Raw genomic sequence first — 24,207 nt, forward strand, 5'->3', positions numbered from 1 at the left:
TAACGAGTTGATTACCAGTAGCTTTCGCTTGTGTTTTCGACTCATTCCCGATGTTTGGGAGTGCAAAGGTAGGCTGATTTTACCCCCTTGTCAAGGCCCGGCCTGAAAATAATTGGGGCTACACCAAACATTATTCGGTAAAGCCCCAATTGTCAGGCACTTATCCAACGAAAATTCTTTATATTTTTTTCAACAGATGGTTTTTCTTCCCTTTTGATATAAGAATGTAGCGGTCCTGAAGCCAGTCAAAGGCAACAGGTGAAGCAGGATCGGTTACTTTTGTTTTATTTATGCTAACCGCATTTTGTATGATGGCTCGCCTTGCTTCGCCTTTAGATGCGTAAACTTCTCCCCGACTGGCTACAGATAACAGATCGGTGATATCTTTACTATTGGCTAATTCTTCTGCCGATACTTCTGTTTGGGGTACCCCTTCAAAAATAACATCGAACTCGTCCGCTTGTATCGACCGTAAAGTTTCAAGCGTTGCTTTTCCGAATAGAACTTCGGACGCTTTCACAGCTAGTTCATAGCCACTCTCGGAATGTATTCGAGTCGTTACCTCTTTTGCAATCGCTTTCTGAAGGATGCGCAGGTGGGGAGCCTCATTATGTTGCCGCACCAGTTCTTCGATCTCTTCGCGTGTTAAAAGTGTGAAAACCCGGATAAGCCGTGAACAGTCGTCATCGGCCGTATTAAGCCAGAACTGATAAAATTGATAGGGCGAAGTAAGTGCAGGGTCCAGCCACACGTTGCCACTTTCAGATTTTCCAAATTTGGTGCCGTCCGATTTGGTCACCAGAGGTGTAGTCAGCGCAAATGCTTGATGCCCTCCTTCCAGATGTTCAGATCCTCCTTCTTTTCGACGGATGAATTCGGTGCCGGTGGTTATATTACCCCACTGGTCAGAACCACCCATTTGTAAGCGTACGTTCTTATGCTTGTAAAGCCAGTAAAAATCATAGCCCTGCAACAACTGGTACGAGAATTCGGTGAAGGAGATACCCGTTTCGAGCCGTTTCTTGACCGAATCCTTTGCCATCATATAATTGACGGTAATATGTTTGCCGGCTTCCCGTAGAAAACCCAGAAAGGAAATCTCCTTGAACCAGTCGTAGTTGTTTACCATTTCGGCTGAGTTGGCTCCGCAATCGAAGTCGAGAAACTTGGTTAGCTGCTGGCGGATACCGTTCTGGTTACGCTGTAGCGTTTCTTCCGAAAGAAATTCCCGTTCGGCTGCTTTGCCCGATGGATCGCCAATCATTCCGGTAGCACCACCAACCAGCGCGAATGGCTTGTGACCCGCTCGCTGCAAATGGACGAGCAACATAATAGTGGCCAGATTACCAATATGCAGTGAAGCAGCGGTTGGGTCGAAGCCAATGTAAGCTGCTGTCATTTCTTTTTGTAGTTGCTCTTCGGTACCGGGGGTCATGTCGTTTAACATGCCACGCCAGCGCAGTTCGTCAATAAAATTCATAAGTAATACTAAGAGTGAACGAGCGAATCAGTGAAAGAGTAAAAAGGGAATTAATTGGCAACATTTATGAAAATGATCGGCCATTATACCTTTTTACGCTATGCACTTCGCAAAATTAATGGTTTATGGTATGAGAAGGGAAGAGTCGCCATAACTCAGGAAACGGTAGTCGTTTTCGAGAGCTTCTTTATATACGTTCTTCCAGTTGTCGCCAATGAGGGTAGCAATCAGTAAGATGAGCGTCGACCCCGGCTGGTGAAAATTGGTCACCAGCCCCTTGCAAAGCCTGATACGATAACCGGGAGTTATGTAAATGCCCGTATGCGCTACAACCGACTCTTTGTTCGCAGTAACCAGATAGGCCAGAACAGCGTTCAGTGCATCGACGACACTTGGCTGCTGATCATCCGGAAGCTGGTACGCATAATGCTGATCGAGTTGAAACGGATTCGGCTCCTTTCGAACCAACTTCGTACCAATCCAGTACAAACTTTCCAGCGCCCGCATAGAGGTTGTACCCACTGCCACTACTGTATTCAGATGAGTCAGCAGATTCCTTAGATTAGCCTGTGTGTACACAACCTGTTCCGTGTGCATATGATGCTGCCGGACATCGTCCGTTTTAATGGGCTGAAACGTTCCGGCCCCAACATGCAACGTCAGATAGTCGTGATTAATGTTGTTGTTGGCCAATGCTTCAAACACAGCGGCTGTAAAATGTAAGCCTGCAGTTGGAGCGGCTACAGCTCCTTCCTGTTTTGAATAAACAGTCTGGTACGTTTCGCGGTCGGTGGCGGTGGCTTCCCGTTTGAGATAGGGCGGCAATGGGATCTCCCCTATATACTGAACAAGCTGCGCAAAGGTTAACTCCGCTGGTTGCCAGCTTAACCGAACAGCCGACTGATCATAATCATGCCAAGAAGCGGTAAGAGTAACCTCTCCTTCGGGTGTCGGAAACGTGGTGACCAGCGATTCGTCCTGTTTCCAACGCTTCCTGTTACCAATCATACCCTGCCAAATGGCCATACCGGTCGTTTCCATAGCCAGCGAGATTGGCTCAGGCTCTCCACCCGGCTCAGTTGGGTAGGGATTCAGGAGAAATAATTCAATTAAAGCACCTGTCGGTTTGGTGAAGTGCAGTCGCGCCGGAATAACTTTTGTGTTATTAAACACCAGGAAGCTGTTAGGCGGCAATAGGTTGGGAAGATCCGTAAACCGGTTGTGACTTACCTCTTCATCTTTGTAAAGAAGCAGTTTCGAGGCATCGCGCTGGGGCAATGGGAAACGGGCAATCCGGTCGTCGGGTAAGTCGTATTGAAACTCGCTCAACAACAACTCATTCGTATTAGTCATCGTTATTGGGTTTCATGAACAAACGAATGGGCAACCAGGCCAGTACAGCAATCAGTATAGCCGTACTCAGGGGAAGTAGCCAGGCATACTCGATAGCTCGAATCGGCCGATCGGACCGGTTGAGAAACGACAAAACCAACAGCCCTAAACCAACTATTGTATTAATGGCCGACATGAGTAAGCTGAACCAATTCTTGAGGATCAGATTCAATTTCGGCCGATTAGCTGCCCATACATCATGATTCGGTACCGGAAGTTTGTCGGTTGGTACTTTAGCGATCAGCCGGGAGGCCAGATTGATGAGCGTGTTGTTGATGATAAAAATACCGATGGCTAAATAGAAAATTGTTTCGCGCCCTAGGGTCTGGATGGGCTGGTTCTGCTCATCGAAACGCACGGCTACCGCTTCGGGATACGAAATGTAACTGCTAAAAAGAGCGAATAAGAATCCGGCGATGGAGAGAATGCGCCATACTCGGATAAAAAAGATTCCTGCTTTCATTATAAGTACACGAGTGAACAGGTGAACGAACGGCAAATTACCTTATCGGATAACAGGCCATTGTCGTAATCACCTGCTTATGAGATTTACGTCTGGCTTTTTCAAATCAGGGCGCAAAGGTAAGGCTCGAACGGGGGAAATCCGTTAGCTTAGCCACTTGTTAAGCATAATGGTTTCGGGAGCGTATGAAGATTTACACAAAAACAGGCGATAAAGGTCAAACGGCGCTGATTGGCGGACGCAGAGTAAGCAAAAGCGATTTACGGCTCGACGCCTACGGAACTGTTGATGAGCTAAACTCCTGGGTTGGTTTGGTTCGCGACCAACCCGTCAATAAAGATCGTAGAGAATTCCTTAAAGAAATTCAGGATAGACTCTTCACAATTGGGTCCGAACTGGCAACTGATCCAGAAAAAGCTCCCAAGCGGCCAATGCCCGCCATCACATCCGATGATATAACGCTGCTGGAACAGGCCATGGATGGCATGGATGCTGAACTGCCGGAGTTACGCGCATTTATTTTACCGGGTGGTCATCAATCCGTCTCATTTTGTCACCTTGCCCGTACGGTTTGCCGCCGTGCCGAACGCATCATCATTACGTTGAATGAACAGGCCTTTAGCTCGGTCGAAAACGTAGATGAACTGGTGATTCAATACGTCAATCGCCTGTCAGACTATTTATTCGTGTTGAGCCGAAAAATGGCACAGGAATTGGACGCCGAGGAAGTAACCTGGAAGCCAAGAACGTTGTCATCCTATTAACCTGAAAAAAAAGTTGTCTTGACAACTAAACTTACTCGATCTAATTTTTTAGATTTGCCTCAGCCAGTTCATAAACCGGCTAACTCATTAACCACAAGCAGTTATGACGACAGACGTATTACAAATTGAATTGCGAAAAGCGGAACGCTCTCGCATTCAGGAGGTAGATTTTAACCATCTGCCTTTCGGCAAACATTTTTCGGACCACATGTTCGTGGCCGATTTCATAGATGGTCAGTGGCAGAATCAGATGATTGTGCCGTTCGACAATTTCACGCTAAGCCCTGCTCTGTCGTCGCTACATTATGGCCAGTCTATTTTTGAAGGCATGAAAGCGTTCAAAAACGAAGAAGGTCAGGTTTCTCTGTTCCGCCCTTACGCGAACTTTGAACGCATCAACGAATCAGCCCGGCGCATGTGCATGGCTACGCTACCCGAAGAAGTATTCATCGGTGGCCTGGAAGCTCTGCTCCGAGTTGATGCTGACTGGGTTCCCAATACGCCCGATAGTTCGCTTTATGTACGTCCTTATATGTTTGCCACGGATACGTACCTGGGTGTAGCACCTTCGAAAACATACCGATTCTGTATCTTTACCTGCCCAGTTGGTGCTTACTACTCGAACCCACCAAAGCTGAAGGTTGAAACCGAATACATCCGCTCGGCACCGGGTGGCGTTGGTTATGCCAAGTGTGCCGGTAACTACGGTGGCTCGCTGTACCCAACCCTAATGGCACAGCAGCAAGGCTATGACCAGTTGATCTGGACCGACGCCCGCGAACACAAATACATTGAGGAATCGGGCACGATGAACATCATGTTCATCATTGACGGTAAGCTTGTAACCCCAGCTACCTCCGATTCAATCCTGAAAGGGGTTACCCGCGATTCTATTCTTCAAATTGCCCGGAGTTGGGGAATGGGCGTAGAAGAGCGGCTGGTATCTATCTACGAGGTGATCGGAGCCATTGAGAACGGTCGTTTAACGGAAGCCTTCGGTGCGGGCACGGCGGTGGGTTCATCTCCGTACTCACTCATCGGGTATAATGGCAAAGATTACATGCTGCCAGAATTTGCACCCGAAGAGTCATTTGCCGTTAAGGTAAAAAACTACCTGGCCGATCTGCGCACCGGCAAAATAGAAGACACCTTCGGCTGGATGCACCACGTGTAGATTGGTTTGTATACATGAAAAGGAAAAGCCTCAACAGTTCAGTCGAGGCTTTTCCTTTTCTTAATCGGACTGAACTTGTGTTTAGGACGCTTTATTTAGCAGAAGCTGATGTAGTACCATCGGCTGGTCCGATCCTGACTTTCAGACCGAAGTCTTTGCCCTTCGAAACATCTTTCAGCAGAATCTGCTCCCCTTGTCGACCCGTCCAGACCAGCCCCCCCACGGAGGGCTTCGACTTACCGTAACGCCCGGTAAAATACCCGCCCAGTTCCTTCTGGTAATCACTAACCGACTGGCGGCTGTTGAGAAACAGGTCTACATCAATGGCCGATACCTTTGAGTTGGTTTGATAATACAGCACATCCGCCGATTCGAGGTTCTTGAATTCAATCGTATAGCCGATGTGATCAGCGTCACTTTCAAACGACTCCCCCTTCTCGGTAGCTTTTACCTTCGTGAAATCGTCGCCGAGATTAATCCCACGCCAATGACTATCGGGAGTTAAGCCAAGGTCGGCCAAATGTCCGATTATAGCAATCGTAGAGGTTGTTTCAGGGGACGATAATATCGTTGCCGTTGAATCCGCCGATGTTGCATCGCTCTTCTTTTGGTCACCGCAGCCCGTAAGTACGGCGGTTGACACACAAATAGCAAGGGTAAGAAAATATCGATTCATATTCATTTAATTGATTGAACAAAGGTAATCATTGAGATGGGTTGCCCCTGCCGTTCAGGCAGGCAGGAATTTCCGACCAACAAGAACTTTACTGCGTTTGGTATTTTAGTTAGTTGATTTTTAACTTATCTACTCAATAAGTCCCATTGATGAACCCAAATTATAAAATGTAGTTTTGTAAAGTATAACACGCGTTCGCGACGAGCTACGATTATGCCTTTTTCTTTATTTGGTGCCGAGAAAATTCCTTTCGACAGTCTACATAACATCGAGAAAAACATTCCTAATATCATTTTGTGGGCTGTTCCGGTCATGCTGTTTTTTACAGTCATTGAAATGGCCGTTACGTATTATCAGGAGAAAGAATTTTACGAAAAGAAAGAAACGATTGGGTCTATTCTGGTCGGACTTGGCAATCTGGTCGTTACGGCAGCGCTGAAAGTAGGCTTACTGTACATGTGCATCTGGATTTACAATCTCATCCCCTGGCGCATGGAGTTACAGTGGTGGACGCTCATTCCGTGCTACATTATTTATGATTTCTTCAGTTATTGGGCGCACCGTGTATCACACGAACAACGGTTCTGGTGGGCTACGCACATCGTTCACCATTCGGGCGAGCATTATAATTTGACGGTATCTTACCGGCTAAGCTGGATTCAGCATTTGAAAATCGTCTTCTTTCTACCCGTTGCTTTCATGGGTTTTCACCCGATTATCTTCTTCGTAACCAACCAGATTGCAGTGCTTTTCCAGTTTTGGGTACATACTGAATACATCCGACGGATGCCCGCCTGGGTTGAATATATGTTCGCCACCCCGTCTAACCATCGGGTACATCATGGCTCGCAGGAAAAATACATTGATAAAAACTTTGGGGCGACGTTCATCTTCTGGGACCGGATATTTGGTACATTCCAGCCGGAAGAAGAGCCGGTTATTTATGGCGTTACGACCAACATAACCAATAAGGCAAATCCTTTTTTCATTAACTTCCACGAGCTTACCGACATGGTCAGCGATGTGAGACAAGCGAAGGGATTTCGCAAGAAGTTCTTCTATATTTTCGGTAGCCCCATAAAAATTGCTGAAGAGAAAAAGGAACTGGAACGTCAAAAGCTGGAGGGAACACCCGTTGGGGCCTGACGGATTAGCTTAACTCACGCGCTTCCCATCCAGCAGCATACTGACTGCGTCGTTCAATGAACCGGCCTGCGTAACCTGCCCTGAATTGACAAAGAATATTTCGTCGGCGCTTTCGATGGTATTCAGCCGGTGAGCTATGATGATGCGGGTTGTTTTTTCGGGCAATTTCCGAAGAATTTCGTCCAGCAACTGCTCTGTAACGGTATCGACGTTTGCGGTGGCTTCGTCTAGGATAAGCAGATCCGGGTTGCGCAAAACGGCCCGCATAAAGGCAATAAGCTGTTTCTGGCCGAGACTGATGGCATCTCCTCCGTTCTGAACTTTTGTGTCCAGTCCCTCGTCAAAACGGTCGATTAAATTATCCAGATTGGCTTCCCGGATAACTTCGGCCAGTTGTTCGTTGGTGTAAGTCTGATACGACTCGTTTCCATAAAGAATATTTTCGCGCACCGTACCGGTAAACAGAAAGGGCTCCTGCAAAATGAAGCCGATCTTACCGGTACGCTGCTCGGGCGTATATGAACGAATATCCTTTCCATCGAACACAATGGTTCCGCTGGTTGGGTCATACAAACGGGCGATGAGCGACGCAGTGGTCGTTTTTCCGCCCCCGGTTGGCCCAACCAGCGCGTAGGTCTTGCCCCGCGCCAGGTCGAAACTGATGTCGTGCAGTACTTCTTTACCGTCAGGATAACTAAACGAAACATGCTGGAAGGAAAGTAGGGCCGATGTCTGTACTGGTAGTGTGCTCCCGACCGGCAGCAAATCCGTTTGCATGGACAGAAGATGCGAGATACGGTCCCAGGCGGCTAAAGCTACCTGAAAGTTGGCCCACAAAGCCGCCAATTGCCGTAGCGGATTGTAAAAATTGTTGACGTACGAGAAAAAACTGATTAGCAGACCAACCGTAAAGCTGCCCGTCGAGATCAGATAAATACCATAGGTCAGCACAACAAGTTGCCCCAGGTTAGCCGCCATGCCAATAACGGGCGTAAACACGTTGTTGGCCAACCCCGCCCCAACGGCTGTCCGGTAACTTTGCTGATTGGCTTCATCAAACCGTTTCCGGAAATAATCGCGCCGATTGAACGCAATAATAACCTTGAAGTTGTTCAGGTTCTCCTGAATTTCGGCACTCAGGTTCCCCACGCTTTTCAGGTTGGCGGCATTCTTCCGCTTTACCCAGGCCGACGTTGCCTGCGTGAAAATCCACATCAGAATAGCGGGTGAGAGCGCTGCGGCTCCGAGTGGCAATTTGATGAACAACAAAAACAGACCAGCGCCGGTCATGATAAAGATGCTGCCCACAAACTGCATCAGCGACTGCGAAAAGAACTGGTTCAGTTTGTCGGTGTCGTTGTTAATTCGAGAAATCAGGTCGCCCGCTTTATTCTGGGTGAAGAACGCAACGGGCAGCTCCTGTAGCTTATTGAATACCGCATTCCGAAGTTTGAACAGCGTCCGCTGTCCTATGCCACCCATCAGGCGTGTCTGTACATAATTCGTTACGAAGGCAACGATGTAAATCCCCAGCAAAATGCCCGCATTTAGCAGAATACCGTTATAGTCCTTCTTTTGAACGTAATTATCGATGGTACGACCGATCAGCACGGGGCTTATCAGTGTCAGACTTGAATTGATCAGGATAGCCACTAACGCCAGAATCAGCCGCTGCCGTTCGTCGTCAATCAGCGCCAGTAGTTTGCGAAGGGCTTTGTAGGTGGCATTTTTTTCCTGTTTTGGCCCGGTAGCCTGATTAAGATCGTACTTCATACTGGCTGGTACTGCGTTGTGATTGATAAATCTGAACGTACTCGGGGCTACTCAACAGAAGTTCGGCGTGGGTGCCTTTGGCAATAATTTCGCCTTCCATCAGCAACATAATTTGTTCATAATCTTCTACCGGCGCAATTTTCTGCGTTACAGATAACAGCGTCAGGCCAGGATAGTTCTGTTGAACATTTGCCAGGATTTTCTGCTCCGTATGGGTGTCCACGCGCGCCGTGAAATCATCCAGTAATAATACCCTCGGATTTAGCGCCAGTGCCCGTGCCAGCATAATCCGTTGTTTTTGCCCACCCGACAAACTGGTGCCCCGTTCGGACACAACCGTCTGGAGTTTCTCCGGCAGCGAATCAATAAACTCCTGTAATTCCGCCGTAGCAATTGCCTTCGCCAGCGACTCATCGGTTACGGTGTCACTGAAAGCAATGTTTTCGCGCAGACTCAAGTTGAAGATAATGCTATCCTGAAAAACAAACCCGACCTGCTGATGAAACGACGCATCGTCGTAGTCAGTAATGGGTTGGCCATCGTAGTTTACACGGCCCGAGTTAGGGTTGATCAGCCCGGTGAGCAAGTATAGAAGTTGACTCTTTCCGGCCGCCGTCGGGCCGACAATAGCCGTTCGGCTTCCGGCTTTCACCGAGAACGACACATTTTTCAAGGCTGTTTTTTCGCCGTAACTGACCGATACATTTTCCACATCGATATCACCCTTCAGATCCACGGCCAGTGTACCGGTCTGGGGAGTTTCGGAAACCCGAAGCACCTGATCGACGCGTTCGTACGAAGCGGATGCCTGTGCTATGACGTTACTCATAAACCCGATCACAACAATTGGAAAAATCAGTAACGCGAGGTAGCTGTTAAACGCGGCCAGATCGCCCAGCGACATGCTTCCCGAAATCACAAAGTGCCCGCCCAGCACCAGAATCGTCAGCGCAGCCATGTTTGCGGTAAAACTGATAATGGGGATAAGGGCCGCAAACAACCGTAAAATGGCTAACCCTAAGTCTTTGGCCTCGGTGTTTGCCGCCAGAAATTTGTCGTATTCAAGCTGTTGTGAGTTCAGCACACGGATAATAGCCGAGCCAAGTATACTTTCGTTAATAACCCGGTTGAGCCAATCGATCACTTCCCGGCTTCGTTTGAACAATACCCGGACCTTCTTCAATACTAGGTAAAAAGTAACGCCAATAATGGGTACAATCGTCAGGACTGCCAACGCCAGTTGCCAGTTAATACTGATTAGCAGAATACTGGCACCGATAATGATACACAGCGACGACACGATGGACACAATCGCCTGCGAAACGAACAGTTTGACCGAATCTATGTCCGACGTCAGGTTTGTCAGTAATCGGGACGGATTTGTTTGTTGAATGTAGTTGAAACTCTGTCGCGAAATTTTAGCCGCCAGTTTCGTTCGTAGATCCCGTGCAACCCGCTCCGACGCGTATGTCTGGACAATGCTTTGGAGGTACGAAAAAACTAGAATGAACAACGAAGCCCCCAGAAATTCGATGAGCATAGTGCGAAGTGCAAATCGACCGGCGGTATAGTCATCTATCCCGTGGGCGATCAGCATAGGCAACACCAGGTTGACTCCGTTGCTAATCAGCGCCAGAAAAATCAAGAGCACAATCAGCCTTGCATATGGCTTAAGCAGACCAACAAGCGAGATTGAAGGCTTTGAGGGGGCTTCTTTTTTCATATACAGATTCGGCTGGATTTGTCTAAAGAATGCAAAAGTAGCTTATTACTACTGTTGCTACAGCCGGGAGGCAGCGTATCATGGAACACGTCTATGATACGCTGCCTCCCGGCTGCACTACTTGTACTTCCCTGACTTATTCTTTCTCTATTGTTGGCTTCGTTACATCGACAATCTTTGTCGGCTTGCCCGTCTTGCGTTCTTCGATCTGCTCAAGCAACTTTAAGCCCATCAGGCCATTGAGCGACCCTTCAGTACCGTTACCAGATCCATTGATAACAATGTCGGGAATGACGCGGATATGGCCTTTACCAATTTCTTCCGTGATTTTGAAACGAGTGAAGTTCTCGTCGCCCATTGCTTTCACCTGCAACTCGTATGCCTCCGCCGTAGAGCGACCGATGGCCAGAATCTTCTCCGCTTCGGCCGTACCAGTTTTGGCAATTCGCTCAGCTTCGGCGTCGGCTGTCAGTTTGGTAGCTTCGGCATCAGCGGCTGCCTGCCGACGGCGTGCTTCGGCATTAGCCTCCGCCCGGACTTTTGTGGCTTCCGATTCGGCGCCAACCTGTAATTTCAGGCTTCGGGCCTCTCCCTCCGACTTTTTCACAGCGGCATCGGCCGTTCGCTGGGCAATCTCAACGCTTTGTTGCGCCTTCACTACTTCGCGCTGAATATCGGCCAGGGCCGTTTCGCGTTCCATACCCTGCCGTTTTTCCTGCGCCATCCGCTGCGTTTCATAGGTCTTTTCCTCTTCCTGCGCGATCTTCCGGTCGGTCAGGGTTTTCATCAGACTATCGGGCGGTACAATGTCGCCAATGAGCGTATCGACGGCGTTGACGTTATACACTTCGAGCACCGTACGAATATGTTCGCGAGCTGCTTCCTGTCGTTCCTTACGGGTGCTGAGGAAGGCAATGACGTCTGAGTCTTGGGCCGAGTTTCGGAAGTAGTTACCAATGGTGGGCTCCAGCACCTGCGAAACCAGGTTATTCATACTGCCAAAGCGGGCAATCACTTTCGGCGCTTCTACAGACGGAATATGAATGATCTGCGCAACATCGAGATTGAACGGGAAACCGTCTTTAGACCGCACAGTAATGGTTGAGAGGTTTCGGTCAAGTGCGTGCGCTTCCGTACGGGCGTTGGCCCAGTTTAGCACCAGATTTGTTGTTGGTACTACTTCTACCTTCATTGTAAAAGTATTAATCGGATACTTACCCGGCCCGATGGGTTCCATCCAGACACCCCGAAATCCTTTTTGAACAATATTGCCGTGTTTGAACGAGACCCCGGTAACGTCTTCCCCATCTTCGCCAATGTACGAAATTACGACACCAACGTGGCCAATTGGCACTTCAGTCATGGGAATCTCTTCAATCTGAATAGCCCACGGGTTAATATAATATGAACCCGCCAGCACCACCTGCGGCTGAAGACCACGATTACCGCCGTTTTGTAAAAAATAATCAACATTCTGGAAGTTATTATGCCCTTCCACATTCTTACCGGCAATCTGCCCCGGCTGAAGAGGAGCACCGTCCAGCGTAGTAATAATGCCGACCATATTTTCCCGGATGACGGTCATTTCGGCAATCGTAATGGTAAAAGCATACGTATTAATCCGGTATGTACCGGGCGTCAGGATAGACGTTTGGCGACCTTTTTGGCCGCTACTGCTCAGGAACCGCTCAGTATCCTGAAAGTTGTCGGAATCCACACGTCGGGCGAGGATGTTGCCCGTTGGCAGTTCTGCTCCGTCGTTCGAGAGTACCAACCCAATCTTACCTTCCGGAATAACCGTAAAGGGCTGCATGGTAATGCCATATTGCCAGGGCCAAAGCCACCAGTACAAGCCGGGCGCCAGCGTCTGTGCCTGATAACCAGCCTCGCCTTTGGTGGCAATGATCCGCCCATCGGGTAAGCCACGGTCGACACCGACGAGTACATATTTTTTGGTTACCAGGCCAATGCGGTCTTCAGGCACGATCACCATGCCAAACAAAAAACGGAGTACTAATTTGTACAGTACAACCGCGAACAGTAACCCGATCAACCAGGACCAGGTAGACATAAAGGATAAAAACTCCATGAATGAAACGGGGTTTTAGTGGTTAAGAAATGAGATAGAAAACAGTCCGACCATGAGTCGGAAAATGAAGACGGAGCGCCTACATCGAAGTGAGAGATAAGTGTGTCAGATTGACGGGTCAAATGTATAATACCCCCTGCTAGTGCGTGACAGAAATCGGACAATCGGCTGCTAAAGGCCTGATTTGTGTAGGGGAATTGATGAATGGAAAGGCACCATTACTCTGGCAAATATCCTACAACTCCTGCGCCAGATTGAAGAAAAAACCAGCTTTCCCCTGGGCGTTGATGGTGCCGCTGAAACGCATAACCAGGTTGTAGAAAGAGACAATATCCAGACTCATGCCCGTTCCCATCAGCAATTTGTTTGCCAGTCGGCTCTGGTATTGTTCGGCCACCGTACTATGCACATAACCGGCATCGCCGAAGGCGGTCAGATAGGCCGCTACAGGCACGGTGTTGAACTGCCGCACGTGGAGCCAGTTGAGTTGCTTGCGGACATTGAACAGCTGATACCGCAGACTATTGCGCCAGATGAACGTCCGCTGTCCGTCAACCACATTAAGTTCATAGCCTCGCACCATGTCATTACCACTACCCAAACCACGCAGTGTAAAGTAAGGCTGGCGGGCGGGCCAGGTGCTTCGCAGCCGTACACTGCCGGCCAAGTAGAATCGTTTACCCAGTGGCCAGTACCGCGTAGCCGATGTATTCAGATCGAGAAAGTGAAAGTTGTCGCTCGGTAAAATACCCGATACGCCAATGCTCGCCGAAAACAAGGTGCCCTGCAACGGATACACAATATTATCGCGCCGGTCGTAGCGGTAAATGTAATTCATGGCCAGAAACTGAAGCCGGTTTTGACCATCCAGAAAATAGTCGGGGTTTAGCCGGGCAATGGTATCGGCGATGGTGTTTCGGACATACCGCGTGTCGAGGGTGTGATAGTGATACAGGCCGCGCCGGTGCGTCAGGGTAAGTGCGGCATAAACTCGTTCGCGGAGAACATCTTCTGACTTTACGTAAACCCATTTATCAAACTGGGTACGGTATGGGATTTCTTTATTGGTTATATACCCGACGTCGGCTCGCAGACCTATCCTCTGTGCCCGGTCGATATACGGTTTGGAATATGACAGAATAGTCCGTTGTAAAAAACCCCGCTCAATGACAACCTGAAGCTTATCGTTATTACCCGTTACGTTGCGGTAACTCAGGTGCCCGCCGTAAATAACCCGCCGAAAGTCGTGCCCCCTGTCGTACCACCATTCGTTGAAGTTGCGATCGGCCAGGTCGAAAACAGGGTAGGCAATGAAATACCACCGCTCCTTCATGGTCACCGTTATGTCCAGTTGAGCCAGTTGCGTGGAGTCGACAGGCGGTGCAAATTCGCTGGTCACGTCAACGGTTACGAATAATGTGGTGTTGTTAATATTCCGCTGATCCCAGGCGATACGTCCCGGCAGATCAGCAAGACGGACAGAGTCGCCCATATGCAGCGTCATTTCCCGAAGAATGATCCGGTCGCGAGTCCGGAAGTTACCCTTCAGGTAAACTGCCCGCACAATAACTTTCTGCGTCGAGTCGACTGGTGTGTCGGCAAAAGCCGCAAAAGAAGTTACTAGAAAAGCCGTGAACAGTAGAATACGGAGCGGCCACTTTTTCGGAATCATTCTCAAAAGTACGGCTTTTCAAAAAAATAAGACAAGTAAATCTCCGTATGCTGCAAACGAGTACGTATTATTGTTGGCTATTCGCTAAATCAACAACCATTCTATAAATATAGCGCAATCGATGCAAACAGGAAATATTCAGAAGCCGAAGGCAACCAGCAAACCCAATTTAAGCTTCTGGCAAATCTGGAATATGAGTTTCGGATTTCTAGGTATTCAATACGGGTTCGGATTGCAGCAGGCCAACATGAGCCCCATTTACCGCTATTTAGGAGCCGATGAAGCCTCTATTCCTGGACTTTGGCTGGCTGGCCCACTAACAGGGCTACTGCTTCAACCAATTGTTGGTGCCATTTCGGACAAGAGCTGGTCACCACGCTGGGGCCGACGGAAACCGTTTATTCTGGCAGGAGCACTGGCGGGTAGTATTGCGATGATTTTTATGCCTAACTCGTCATACATCTGGATGGCTGCCGGACTGATGTGGATGCTCGATGCAGGGCTAAACTCAGCGATGGAACCGTTTCGGGCGTTTGTAGGCGATATGCTCAATGACAAACAACGACCTGTTGGCTTTGCCATACAATCGTTCATGGTTGGGTTTGGGCAAACTCTGGCGAACCTGATGCCTTATCTACTGCCTATCTTGGGTATATCGATGGTCATGTCGGAAGATCAACTGTCGAACGGAATTCCCAACTCGGTACGTTATCCATTTTACATCGGTGCAGCGGCTATTCTGATCTCGGTGTTCTGGACAATCCGCACGACGAAAGAGTATCCACCCATCAACGATAAGTACAAGGAACCCCACGTTTTCACGGATGAAGAAAAAAAGTCAATTTCGTTCTGGCACCTGGCGTTAGCTTTGGGAGGGGCTATTCTGGCTTTCTTTTTTGCGGCACGAATTGGCGGGTTGGTAACGGGTTCACTGTGGGGACTGGGTGTATTTGCGGGCAGCTACCTATTGCTGATGTTGCCTATTTTCAAAGAAATACTGGCTTCACTTTCGGCTATGCCAACTGTTATGAAGCAGTTGTGGTGGGTTAAATTTTTCACTTGGTACGGGTTACCACTCATGTGGCAGTACTTATCGCTGGCAGTGGCCAGGCACGCATTCAACGCCCCGGATGCAGTGTCCAATAAAATTGGTTTTGAAGAGGGCACTAAATGGGGTGGTCTCTGCTTTGCCATGTTTAGCATCTCGTGTGCCGTTATTTCATTCTTTATTCCTCGAATTGCCAAGGCCCTGGGCAGTGCGCGGGTTACCCACGCACTATTTCTCACCATCGGGGCAATGGGCTTCTTCCTGACACTTACCTCTACGGATAAGTTGGTTTACCTTGTAGGCATGATGATTATCGGCTTTGCCTGGGGCTCTATTATGTCGATGCCTTATCTGATGCTGGCAAGTGCGGTTCCAAAAGAACGTATGGGCGTTTATATGGGCATTTTCAACGGCTTTATCTGTGTGCCCCAGTTTATTGGTATGCTCACTGTGCCCCTTTATTACAAACCCTTGCTGGGCGACGATCCGCGCAATGCGTTGGTATTAGCCGGTATCTGTCTGCTGTTAGCAGCAGCCTCCTGTTTTCTGGTAAAGGAGGTCAAAGCGACTGACGAACCGACCATTCCAATCGATCTTGGTTAAAATTAAACCAAATTTATTATCTACGCCCACAGGCGGCTCTAGTATGATTTTTTTCCACGCCGGGAAAAACCGTAATTCGTGTATCGTAACGAAGCCGCCCGTGCGGTCGTAATTCATTTACATGACAACATCACCCCGCCCCTACGCCCTTCTCTCGGTTGGCGAACTTCTGGCTGACCTGATTGGCCACCATGTTTCGAACAGTTTACTGGATGCTCAGGATTTTCGCCGGTATCAGGGCGGTAGTCCAGCTAATATGGCCACCAACATGGCCCGATTAGGCAACCCGACCGCGCTTGTTTCCTGCGTAGGGAACGACAACATTGGGCGCTACCTGACCCGCCAGATAGAAGAGTCGGGGGTGGATACCCAATTCATCACCTACGACCCGCTGGCACCTACCAGTATTGTACTGGTTTCCCGAACGGCCGGTACACCTGATTTCGTAGCCTATCGTCATGCCGACTGCCGCATTCGACCCGAACAGCTACCCGATTCGCTGCTTGCTCAGGCTCATTTATTTCATACAACCTGCTTCGCCCTAAGCCAGCAACCGGCACAGGACGCCATTGTTGATGCCGCCAAACGCGCCAAAGCCGCTGGTTGCCAGGTAACCATCGACACAAACTATGCCCCTAGCATATGGCCAGATCGTGATCAGGCATGGCAGGTCATCAGTGATTACTGTTCAGCCGGCGCTTTGGTGAAAATCAGCGAAGATGATGCAGAACGACTGTACGGTAGCCCTCAAACGCCGGATCGGGTATTAGCTGATTTCCATAAAATGGGCGCTGTCCTGATCTGCCTGACACTCGGCCCCAATGGTAGTCTGGTTTCGTACGATGGCGGTGCCAAGCAATCACGGATACCGGGCAAAAAAATTGACGTCGTCGACGTTACCGGTGCGGGAGATGCCTATTGGGCAGGCTTTTTAACCGCTTATCTGGATGGGTATGCACCAGGAAATTGTGCCCACGCGGGTGCAGCCTTGGCAAAGATGAAGCTCACTCGACAAGGGCCGTTGCCCGATAAAGTTGACCGTAAACTGCTTTATGATCAGTTTGAATAGACTACCCGACAAGTAAGTACGGGCAATTTAGCTACACAGGCGACATCCCGAATGCAGAAACCGGACTTTTTCAAAAGTGCTTCTTGCATTCGGGATGTCGCCTGTGTATAAACTGTTAAACGAAGTCTTCTACCCACTTGACCACGTTCGCTCAGGAGTAACTCATTTTAACTCGCTTAGCTTATCCAGATCTATCTCGCCAAGGGTAGCTTTAATTTTATCCATACTAACACCTTTACCCTTTACGGTAACAACAAAGCGTTTGTTGATTAATACGTTCACCTCACCGTCTTTGGCACTGTTGTCGTATTTTTCAAATGATTTGTTGTTACCAATTGTGCTGGTCTTTTCATAACCGTTTTCGGTTTCTTTATCCACTTCCAGCATAGACCAAGCCGCAAGCCCCATCAACATCCCGGAGCCCCCTCCATCAACGATGGAAACGTCGATCGTCTCACTGGCATCGGTGTTGCTGTACCGGCCATTTGCAGTTGAGATGGTAAAGCCAGCCGCTCCATTTTTCTCACCCGTAGCTTCTTTGCGAGGCAGTCCATCGGCTTCATTTGGCAGAAGTTCCTTCAACTTTCGAAAATCAACGGTAGCAACGGGGCCATTTTTCTGCATTTCCTCAGCCTGAGCAGCCATTTCCTTCATGGCACTCATTGCACCTAATGTCGATACAGACGCTTCGTCTTTAGCTTCCTCTTTTTTGTTCCCTCCACAACTCGTGAGCAGTATAACAGGCAATAGCCCAGCCACAAGCAGGTATAGTTTCGTACGCATAGCAGATATGTAGATAAGGATCAAACAATTCATTAATCCTCGGCAAACTACATTTCCGGTCCATACAACGGATACTTTTTTGATTTAACGTGATTTGCAAGCAGCAACTTATTCAGACACACCGGTTAAGGAGTCAGTTTACTTAACACGTAATAGTTGGCATCGACGGTCAGCATGGTTTCATTTTTGGCAGGGAGTGTTTTCCATTGAGTGGTTGGCTGGATGTTACTGTAGGGTCCGGATTCACCCAGGCATACCCGAACAGGCATTGCAAAGCCAGAAACACAATTAGCCCAGCGGTATTGAAAGCCCCCCGCTACGGGTCGATATTCGAGTATCGGTATTTTACTACTCCGCAGGTATTGGTCAAATACGGGCTTTAAATTGATACCTGCCTGCTGGCTCATGTACTGTTCGATCTGGGCTGACGTAACGGTCTGATGATAGAACGTTTTGTTCAGACCACGCAAAATCTGTCGCCACTTTATGTCATTATTCACAAGTTGCCGGATGGTATGCAGCATATTGCCCCCTTTGTAGTACATATCCGACGACCCTTCATGATTGACATTGTATACCCCAATGATGGGGCGGTCGTTGCGTATATTTGCCCGGCAACCGATCACGTACTGCGCACCGGCCTCTTTACCATAATAGTACTCCGTGAACAGGTTTTCTGAATAGTTGGTAAAGCTCTCATGAATCCACATGTCGGCCACATCCTTATAGGTAATGTTGTTGGCAAACCACTCGTGGCCCGATTCATGAACGATAATAAAATCCCAGAGCAGTCCCCAACCCGTTCGGGAAAGGTCACGACCCAGGTAACCATTTCGAAAATGGTTACCGTACGTCACCGAACTTTGGTGCTCCATGCCCAGGTAAGGCGTCTCGACCAGCTTATAGCCATCCTCGTAAAAAGGATACGGCCCGAACCAGTACTCAAATGCCTTCAACATTTTTGGTACCTGTTTGAATTGAGTCCGGGCGGAGTCCCCGTGTTCAGGCAGGGCATAATAATTTAGCGCCAGTGGACCTTTTTCGCCGGTGTAGGTTTCTGACCAGTGTTCGTAACGACCAATATTAAGATTAACGCCATAATTATTGATCGGATTGACCACATACCAGTCAAATGTTCGGGTGTGGTCGTTATTCGTCGTTACCCGACGAAGTCGCCCATTCGAAACGTCGGTCAGGTCTTCGGGAACCGTCACGCTGATCGCCATGGAATCAGGCTCGTCGTACATATGGTCTTTGCAGGGCCACCACGCACTGGCTCCCAGACCCTGACAGGCGGTGGCAATAAACCAGTTTCCCGATTTATCCCGCGACCAGACAAGTCCCCCATCCCAGGGCGGCCGTTTTGCGACTCGTGGTTTACCTCCGTAAAAAACCGTTATTGACTCCGTCTGACCAATTTTTTGCGGCTTCGTTAGCGCCACGAAATACGCATTCCCATCCTGTCGAACGGCAAGTGACTGTCCATCCTGCTCTACGCGCAGTACCTTGAGCGGGCGTTGCAAGTCGACCTGCATTGTCTGACCTGGCTTAAGCACCCGATAGCGGATCATGGTTGAGCCGCTTAAGGTGCTATCTGTCGGTTGCACCCGAACGGATAAATGATAAAATGCCAGGTCCCACCAGGCCCGTTCGGGAGTAATAGAGCCTCGAAGCGTATCGTCGTGGGTAAATTCATAGCGCTGCGCCGATGCCAGAAATGGAAGCAGAAGCGCGAGTGTAATCAGACGGTAAACAAGGGCGGTTTTCAGGGTGTATTTTCGCATTATCGTTCAGGATCAATAGCCAAGGGACAGAGGGTATTTCTGTCCCTTGGCAAATCATCATTATCGTGCTCCTGGAGGGCAGTTTTTGAGGAGGTAGTTTGTATACAAGGTGCGTAGATGCTGAGTTGTCCCCTCCCCTTCATTGATACCATGGGAACGGTTTGGATACGGCATCATCTGAAACTGCTTGTTATGTTTTATCAGCTCGTTAATTAGCACTTCGGCATTGTCATAATGCACGTTATCATCGCCGGTGCCGTGGATATAAAGCAGATTACCCCGCAGATTTTTGGCGTACGTGATCGGTGAACCAGCTATAAAATCCTCCCGGTTTTCCTGCGGAATACCCATATACCGCTCCTGATAGATGTTGTCGTAAAACAATTGATTACCAACAGCTGCAATAGAAATGCCCGTTTTGTAAATGTCCGGATACTGAAACAACAGGTGCAGAGTCGTGGACCCGCCCCCACTCCATCCCCAGACGGCAACCCGGCTGGTATCAATAAAGGCATGTTGGGAGAAAAGTTTTTTCGCACCCATCGCCTGATCGCGGATGTTAATGCGCCCAATTTGGCGGTAGATCGACTTACGCCAGGCGGCTCCTTTCAGATTGGGTGTGCCCCGATTATCGAGGGCCACATAAATGTAACCCGCCTTGGCCATATCGCCCTGGAAAAGTCGGTTCTGGCCGATAGAAAAGTCATCATTCACTGTGCTACCTGCCGGTTCGCCGTAGACGTAAAAGACGATCGGGTACTTTTTCGTACTATCGAAATCCGTCGGCTTTGCCATCCAGCCATCGAGCGAGACGCCATCTTCCGTCTTTAGTGTGAAGAAACTGATGTTCGATTTGGCAACGGGCTTTACCCGGGCGGCAATACTTTCAGCCTCATTAACGGCTTTATGGTCGGGCAGGCTAACCCATTCGCGGGCGGGTGATGTCTGATAGTTGGTAAACGTATGCTGACTAAATTTACCGTTGGGCGAGATGATATAATTATGCGTTCCCGACTGCCCGGCGGGGGTTACCCGCTCCGCTTTGCCTTTCCCGTCCAGACTCGTCCGGTACAGATACCGCTGGTTGGTATTCTCGGGCGACGCGATGAAATAAATTTTGTTGGTCGGCTCGTCGATGTGGCTGATGGTAGCGATATCGTACCCGCCCGGTGTCAGTAGGATTTCTTTCTTGCCATCCGTTGTGATTCGATACAAATGCCTCCAGCCATCTTTCTCCGATACCCAGACAAACGATTTGCCATTTTCGAGCCACTCCCAGCCACTTGGGTCATCGCGGCTCCAGCGGGCCTTACCGTCAATCCAGGCCTTGTCCGTTTCGGTGTAGACTGGCGTGACGGACGAACCACCCGCCTTACAGATAAACAGCTTGCTTTCATTCTGCTTGCGATTCAACTGCTGCACAATGACACTCTCGCCCGCAGGGAGCCATTCCATACGTATCAGGTAATGCTGCTGCGAATCGCCGGGAATGTTGAGCCAGGTAGTTGGTGGTACGACATTCCGGCCACCCGTTACAGAAACGACCCCAACACGCGTAGGGGAAGGACTTTCGCCCACCTTCGGATACTCGACCGGAACAACATGCGAATAGGCAGAGTCGGTAGTATTCAGCATCAGGTAATCCCTGATTTTAGTAGCATCTACCTGCCAGTAGGCAATCTGTTTGCTGTCGGGGCTCCACCGGAATCCATCCCGGCAGCCAAATTCTTCTTCGTATACCCAGTCGAACGTACCGTTGATACGTTTGCGGGTACCATCCGATGTTAGCTGGGTTATTTTTCCGTTGGCTACGTCCTCAACAAACAGATTATGGTCGCTTACATAACCAACCATCCGGCCATCTGGCGACAGTTTGGCGTACATCAGCGATTGAGCAGGGCGCTTGCTACCTGTTCCGGCCGTTTGTCCAAGCTGCCGGGCCTGTCCGCTCGCCCGATTTATCAGGTAATAATCGCCTTTGGTGTTGTATCGCCAAACGCGAGCCGTGTTCGTGAAGACCAGAACCGATGTGCTGTCGGGCGTGAAGGTAAAATCGGCCACCGACATAGGCTGGTCGCTGCCGGGTCGGCGGAGTTTATCCTTTCCGAGCAGAACGGTTTTTCGGCCCGTTTTGATGTCCGTTTTCACAAGATCACCCTGCTCAACGGCTGCATAGGCATTGCCATCGGGGGTCCAGTGCATTTGACGACCGGGCACCTGAGCGGTTGCCTGACCTGTGACAAAGCCAATGAGTAAAGCTGGCAGTAATTTTCGTAACCTAAACGAAGACGGGTTCACAGAATGAAGTGTATGATTGAGGTAAGACACCGTCAAAAATACACCATTTCCGCGAACCCGTCTTATTGAGCGTTTAGGTTTCTAACCAATAGTGTCCGTAACCGTTCTATGACTGTACCGTCTTTGGCTCTTCCGGAGTAGAGACCGGAACAGGCAGACGGTAACTGCGAACAAGAAAATAAATGCCCAGCAAAACTGCCGGAATACTGAGTATCTGTCCGACGTTGAGCGGCAAACTATCTTCGAAAGGAACCTGATTCTCTTTCAGGTATTCGTAGAAGAAACGGAGTCCGAAAATACAGATCAGGAATATACCGAGCATACTACCCCGTGGCGTCCGCTCTTTGTACCGATTCCAGAACCACAAGAGGCCAAAGAACAGCACCAGACACGACAGCGATTCGTACAATTGGGCCGGGTGACGGGGTATCTTGGCGTACTCATTGTTATTCATGAATACAAACGCCCAGGGCACATTAGTCGGACGGCCTACAATCTCGGAATTCATCAGATTACCAAACCGGATACAGGCTCCAGCCAGTGCTACCACAATAGCGATACGGTCGGTCACCCACAGAAATGTCTGATTCGTCAGGCGGCTTTCTTTCCGGCGGGAATAGAGCCAAAGACCCAGCAAAATACCTACTAAAGCACCATGGCTGGCTAAACCCGCAAAGGGCGGAGTGATAACGGTTAGTGGGTGATGCAACAATACTTCCGGTTCATAAAACAGAAAATGGCCAATACGAGCACCCAGAATGGTGGAAACGACCATGTAAATCAATAACGAATCGGTGTCGGCAAGGGGCTTATTTTCTTTCTTGAAAACATGACTCATGACCTGCATACCAATCAGGAAACCCAGCGCGAAAAGCAGTCCGTACCAACGCACCGAGAATGAGCCAATGTGGAAAATTTCGGGATTAACCTCCCAGATAACGTATTGAAGCATGAGAAACGAGTGTATTATACGCGATATTGGCAAAGATACAGATTGCGGGAAAGTTTTTGGCTGTTTTCATGTTTACGAGTTCATGATGAAGTCAATTCTAATCGCACTGGTCAGAATTTACCAGGCCGCGCTGTCTCCTTACTTCCCGAATGCCTGCCGGTATACACCCACCTGTTCGCAATACATGGTGGAGGCCATTCAAAAACACGGCGCAGTACGCGGTGGCTGGATGGGCCTTAAACGAATGAGCCGGTGCCACCCCTGGGGCGGTCATGGCTATGACCCTGTTCCTTAACTAAAGTTGTCAGTGGTGCCTAATCCGTCATTAGCCTCCTTTCGCTGACATTTTGACTTGTTGTCGAGATTTGCCCGATTTTTGTCTACTCCCTACCAATGTTGGACGAATGACTTACTCCTCTTAATCGCTATGATTGGCATTACTCCTGATAATAAACTAAAACGCCTGATCGTGGTAGGCGACCGGGTTCTAATTAAACCCAAAGATCCCTCCGACCGCACAACTAGTGGCCTATATTTACCGCCAACAGTGCAGGAAAAAGAACAAGTCCAGTCTGGGTATGTTATTAAGGTAGGTCCGGGTTATCCTATCCCTTCACCTACTGAAGACGAACCTTGGAAGGAAACCGAAGAGAAAGTAAAATACATGCCGCTTCAGGCACAGGAAGGTGATGTAGCTCTCTATTTACAACGCAACGCCATCGAATTGCAGTACGAAGGAGAGCAATATGTGATCGTTCCGCAGGGGTCAATCCTGATGCTGGAGAGACTGGAAGATTTATAAGAGAGCGGCCGGGAAGCCGCGGGTGTACTAACAAACCGGCGGTTTCCCGGCCGCTTTACAGCAAACACTATGCGAGGCTATTGGTTGATATCGTTGACAATCCTGCTAATGGGATTAACCTTTGTTATGGAAAGTGTAGCAAATCAGCAAAAATCGCTCAAGGCGATATTGACCGAAAAGAAAGACCATCGGCGTGTCTTATTAATTTATAGCCGCGACGATGCTCAGCATTATAGTATTGAGCAACAGGAAGCACTAAATGAAGAACGGGCTGGTGTTGAGGAGCGTGATCTGGATGTGATTGTCCTGATAGCCTCATTAGTGATGGAGCCGGATCGCCAATTTCTGATGCACGATTATAAGCTCAACCCCGCCGACAACTTTGCCGCCTGGCTCATCGGAAAAGACGGCGGTATTAAGCAAACGTATCATAAACCTGTTGACGTAAAAGAGCTGTTCAACACGATTGACAGCATGCCGATGCGCAAGCAGGAGAGCAAACAGTAATAACCTAAA

The 24,207-nt window shown here is 49.1% G+C and carries 20 protein-coding genes; 8 read left to right on the top strand and 12 right to left on the bottom strand.

Annotated features, from left to right (window positions below; translation table 11 throughout):
• Window positions 1-178: 178 nt before the first annotated feature.
• The 3 genes from tyrS to NT073_RS23270 all read right to left on the bottom strand — a co-directional run bounded on the left by tyrS (window position 179) and on the right by NT073_RS23270 (window position 3,335).
• Window positions 179-1,480 (bottom strand): tyrosine--tRNA ligase, encoded by a 1,302-nt coding sequence (tyrS, locus tag NT073_RS23260; protein ID WP_297378393.1) that lies wholly within the window; start codon window positions 1,478-1,480, stop codon window positions 179-181.
• Between the two features lie 123 nt (window positions 1,481-1,603).
• On the bottom strand, window positions 1,604-2,833 hold the full coding sequence (locus NT073_RS23265) for an S-adenosylmethionine:tRNA ribosyltransferase-isomerase (RefSeq protein ID WP_297378396.1): 1,230 nt from the start codon (window positions 2,831-2,833) through the stop codon (window positions 1,604-1,606).
• The gene (locus tag NT073_RS23270; protein ID WP_297378399.1) at window positions 2,826-3,335 is read right to left on the bottom strand and encodes a hypothetical protein; all 510 of its coding nucleotides are present in this window, start codon (window positions 3,333-3,335) and stop codon (window positions 2,826-2,828) included. The genes NT073_RS23265 and NT073_RS23270 overlap by 8 nt, the downstream gene beginning before the upstream one ends.
• Before the next feature lie 185 nt (window positions 3,336-3,520).
• On the opposite strand from NT073_RS23270, the gene NT073_RS23275 reads away from it, so the two are divergent.
• Entirely contained in the window at window positions 3,521-4,099 is a 579-nt protein-coding gene (locus NT073_RS23275) for a cob(I)yrinic acid a,c-diamide adenosyltransferase (RefSeq protein ID WP_297378402.1), read from the top strand.
• A 103-nt stretch (window positions 4,100-4,202) separates the two neighbouring features.
• A complete protein-coding gene (locus NT073_RS23280; protein WP_297378405.1) occupies window positions 4,203-5,273 on the top strand; it encodes a branched-chain amino acid aminotransferase in 1,071 nt (356 codons plus the stop codon).
• A gap of 91 nt (window positions 5,274-5,364) precedes the next feature.
• Here the strand turns inward: NT073_RS23280 and NT073_RS23285 are convergent, their stop codons facing one another.
• A complete protein-coding gene (locus NT073_RS23285) occupies window positions 5,365-5,949 on the bottom strand; it encodes a hypothetical protein (RefSeq protein WP_297378408.1) in 585 nt (194 codons plus the stop codon).
• Window positions 5,950-6,162: 213 nt separating this feature from the next.
• Here NT073_RS23285 and NT073_RS23290 point away from each other — a divergent pair, with 213 nt between their 5' ends.
• Window positions 6,163-7,095: a sterol desaturase family protein gene (locus NT073_RS23290; RefSeq protein WP_297378411.1), complete on the top strand. Its 933-nt coding sequence runs from the start codon at window positions 6,163-6,165 to the stop codon at window positions 7,093-7,095.
• Window positions 7,096-7,104: 9 nt separating this feature from the next.
• Here NT073_RS23290 and NT073_RS23295 read toward each other — a convergent pair whose 3' ends face one another.
• The 4 genes from NT073_RS23295 to NT073_RS23310 form a co-directional block, all read right to left on the bottom strand.
• Window positions 7,105-8,868, bottom strand: coding sequence for an ABC transporter ATP-binding protein (locus NT073_RS23295; protein ID WP_297378414.1), 1,764 nt, complete (start codon window positions 8,866-8,868; stop codon window positions 7,105-7,107).
• A complete protein-coding gene (locus tag NT073_RS23300; RefSeq protein ID WP_297378417.1) occupies window positions 8,852-10,591 on the bottom strand; it encodes an ABC transporter ATP-binding protein in 1,740 nt (579 codons plus the stop codon). Before NT073_RS23300 ends, NT073_RS23295 begins: the two co-directional genes overlap by 17 nt.
• A gap of 136 nt (window positions 10,592-10,727) precedes the next feature.
• On the bottom strand, window positions 10,728-12,680 hold the full coding sequence (locus tag NT073_RS23305) for an SPFH domain-containing protein (protein WP_297378420.1): 1,953 nt from the start codon (window positions 12,678-12,680) through the stop codon (window positions 10,728-10,730).
• A gap of 235 nt (window positions 12,681-12,915) precedes the next feature.
• Window positions 12,916-14,352, bottom strand: a complete 1,437-nt coding sequence (locus NT073_RS23310) for a BamA/TamA family outer membrane protein (protein ID WP_297378423.1) — start codon at window positions 14,350-14,352, stop codon at window positions 12,916-12,918.
• A 121-nt stretch (window positions 14,353-14,473) separates the two neighbouring features.
• Here NT073_RS23310 and NT073_RS23315 point away from each other — a divergent pair, with 121 nt between their 5' ends.
• Window positions 14,474-16,003, top strand: coding sequence for an MFS transporter (locus NT073_RS23315; protein WP_297378426.1), 1,530 nt, complete (start codon window positions 14,474-14,476; stop codon window positions 16,001-16,003).
• A gap of 121 nt (window positions 16,004-16,124) precedes the next feature.
• On the top strand, window positions 16,125-17,072 hold the full coding sequence (locus tag NT073_RS23320; RefSeq protein ID WP_297378429.1) for a sugar kinase: 948 nt from the start codon (window positions 16,125-16,127) through the stop codon (window positions 17,070-17,072).
• Between the two features lie 162 nt (window positions 17,073-17,234).
• On the opposite strand, the gene NT073_RS23325 is transcribed toward NT073_RS23320, so the two are convergent.
• The 4 genes from NT073_RS23325 to lgt all read right to left on the bottom strand — a co-directional run bounded on the left by NT073_RS23325 (window position 17,235) and on the right by lgt (window position 22,889).
• Entirely contained in the window at window positions 17,235-17,855 is a 621-nt protein-coding gene (locus NT073_RS23325) for a transposase (protein WP_297378432.1), read from the bottom strand.
• Between the two features lie 125 nt (window positions 17,856-17,980).
• On the bottom strand, window positions 17,981-19,639 hold the full coding sequence (locus NT073_RS23330) for a M1 family metallopeptidase (RefSeq protein ID WP_297378435.1): 1,659 nt from the start codon (window positions 19,637-19,639) through the stop codon (window positions 17,981-17,983).
• A 60-nt stretch (window positions 19,640-19,699) separates the two neighbouring features.
• On the bottom strand, window positions 19,700-21,841 hold the full coding sequence (locus NT073_RS23335; RefSeq protein ID WP_297380247.1) for a S9 family peptidase: 2,142 nt from the start codon (window positions 21,839-21,841) through the stop codon (window positions 19,700-19,702).
• Between the two features lie 202 nt (window positions 21,842-22,043).
• On the bottom strand, window positions 22,044-22,889 hold the full coding sequence (gene lgt, locus NT073_RS23340; RefSeq protein ID WP_297378437.1) for a prolipoprotein diacylglyceryl transferase: 846 nt from the start codon (window positions 22,887-22,889) through the stop codon (window positions 22,044-22,046).
• Between the two features lie 85 nt (window positions 22,890-22,974).
• Between lgt and yidD the strand changes: the two genes are divergently transcribed.
• The 3 genes from yidD (at window position 22,975) to NT073_RS23355 (ending at window position 24,198) form a co-directional block, all read left to right on the top strand.
• Window positions 22,975-23,184, top strand: a complete 210-nt coding sequence (yidD, locus tag NT073_RS23345) for a membrane protein insertion efficiency factor YidD (protein ID WP_297380249.1) — start codon at window positions 22,975-22,977, stop codon at window positions 23,182-23,184.
• Between the two features lie 132 nt (window positions 23,185-23,316).
• Entirely contained in the window at window positions 23,317-23,691 is a 375-nt protein-coding gene (locus tag NT073_RS23350) for a co-chaperone GroES family protein (protein WP_297378440.1), read from the top strand.
• Between the two features lie 126 nt (window positions 23,692-23,817).
• Window positions 23,818-24,198 (top strand): DUF4174 domain-containing protein, encoded by a 381-nt coding sequence (locus tag NT073_RS23355; RefSeq protein ID WP_297378443.1) that lies wholly within the window; start codon window positions 23,818-23,820, stop codon window positions 24,196-24,198.
• Window positions 24,199-24,207: the final 9 nt, after the last annotated feature.

This window comes from Spirosoma sp., from assembly GCF_026391055.1.
Classification (GTDB): Bacteria; Bacteroidota; Bacteroidia; order Cytophagales; family Spirosomataceae; genus Spirosoma.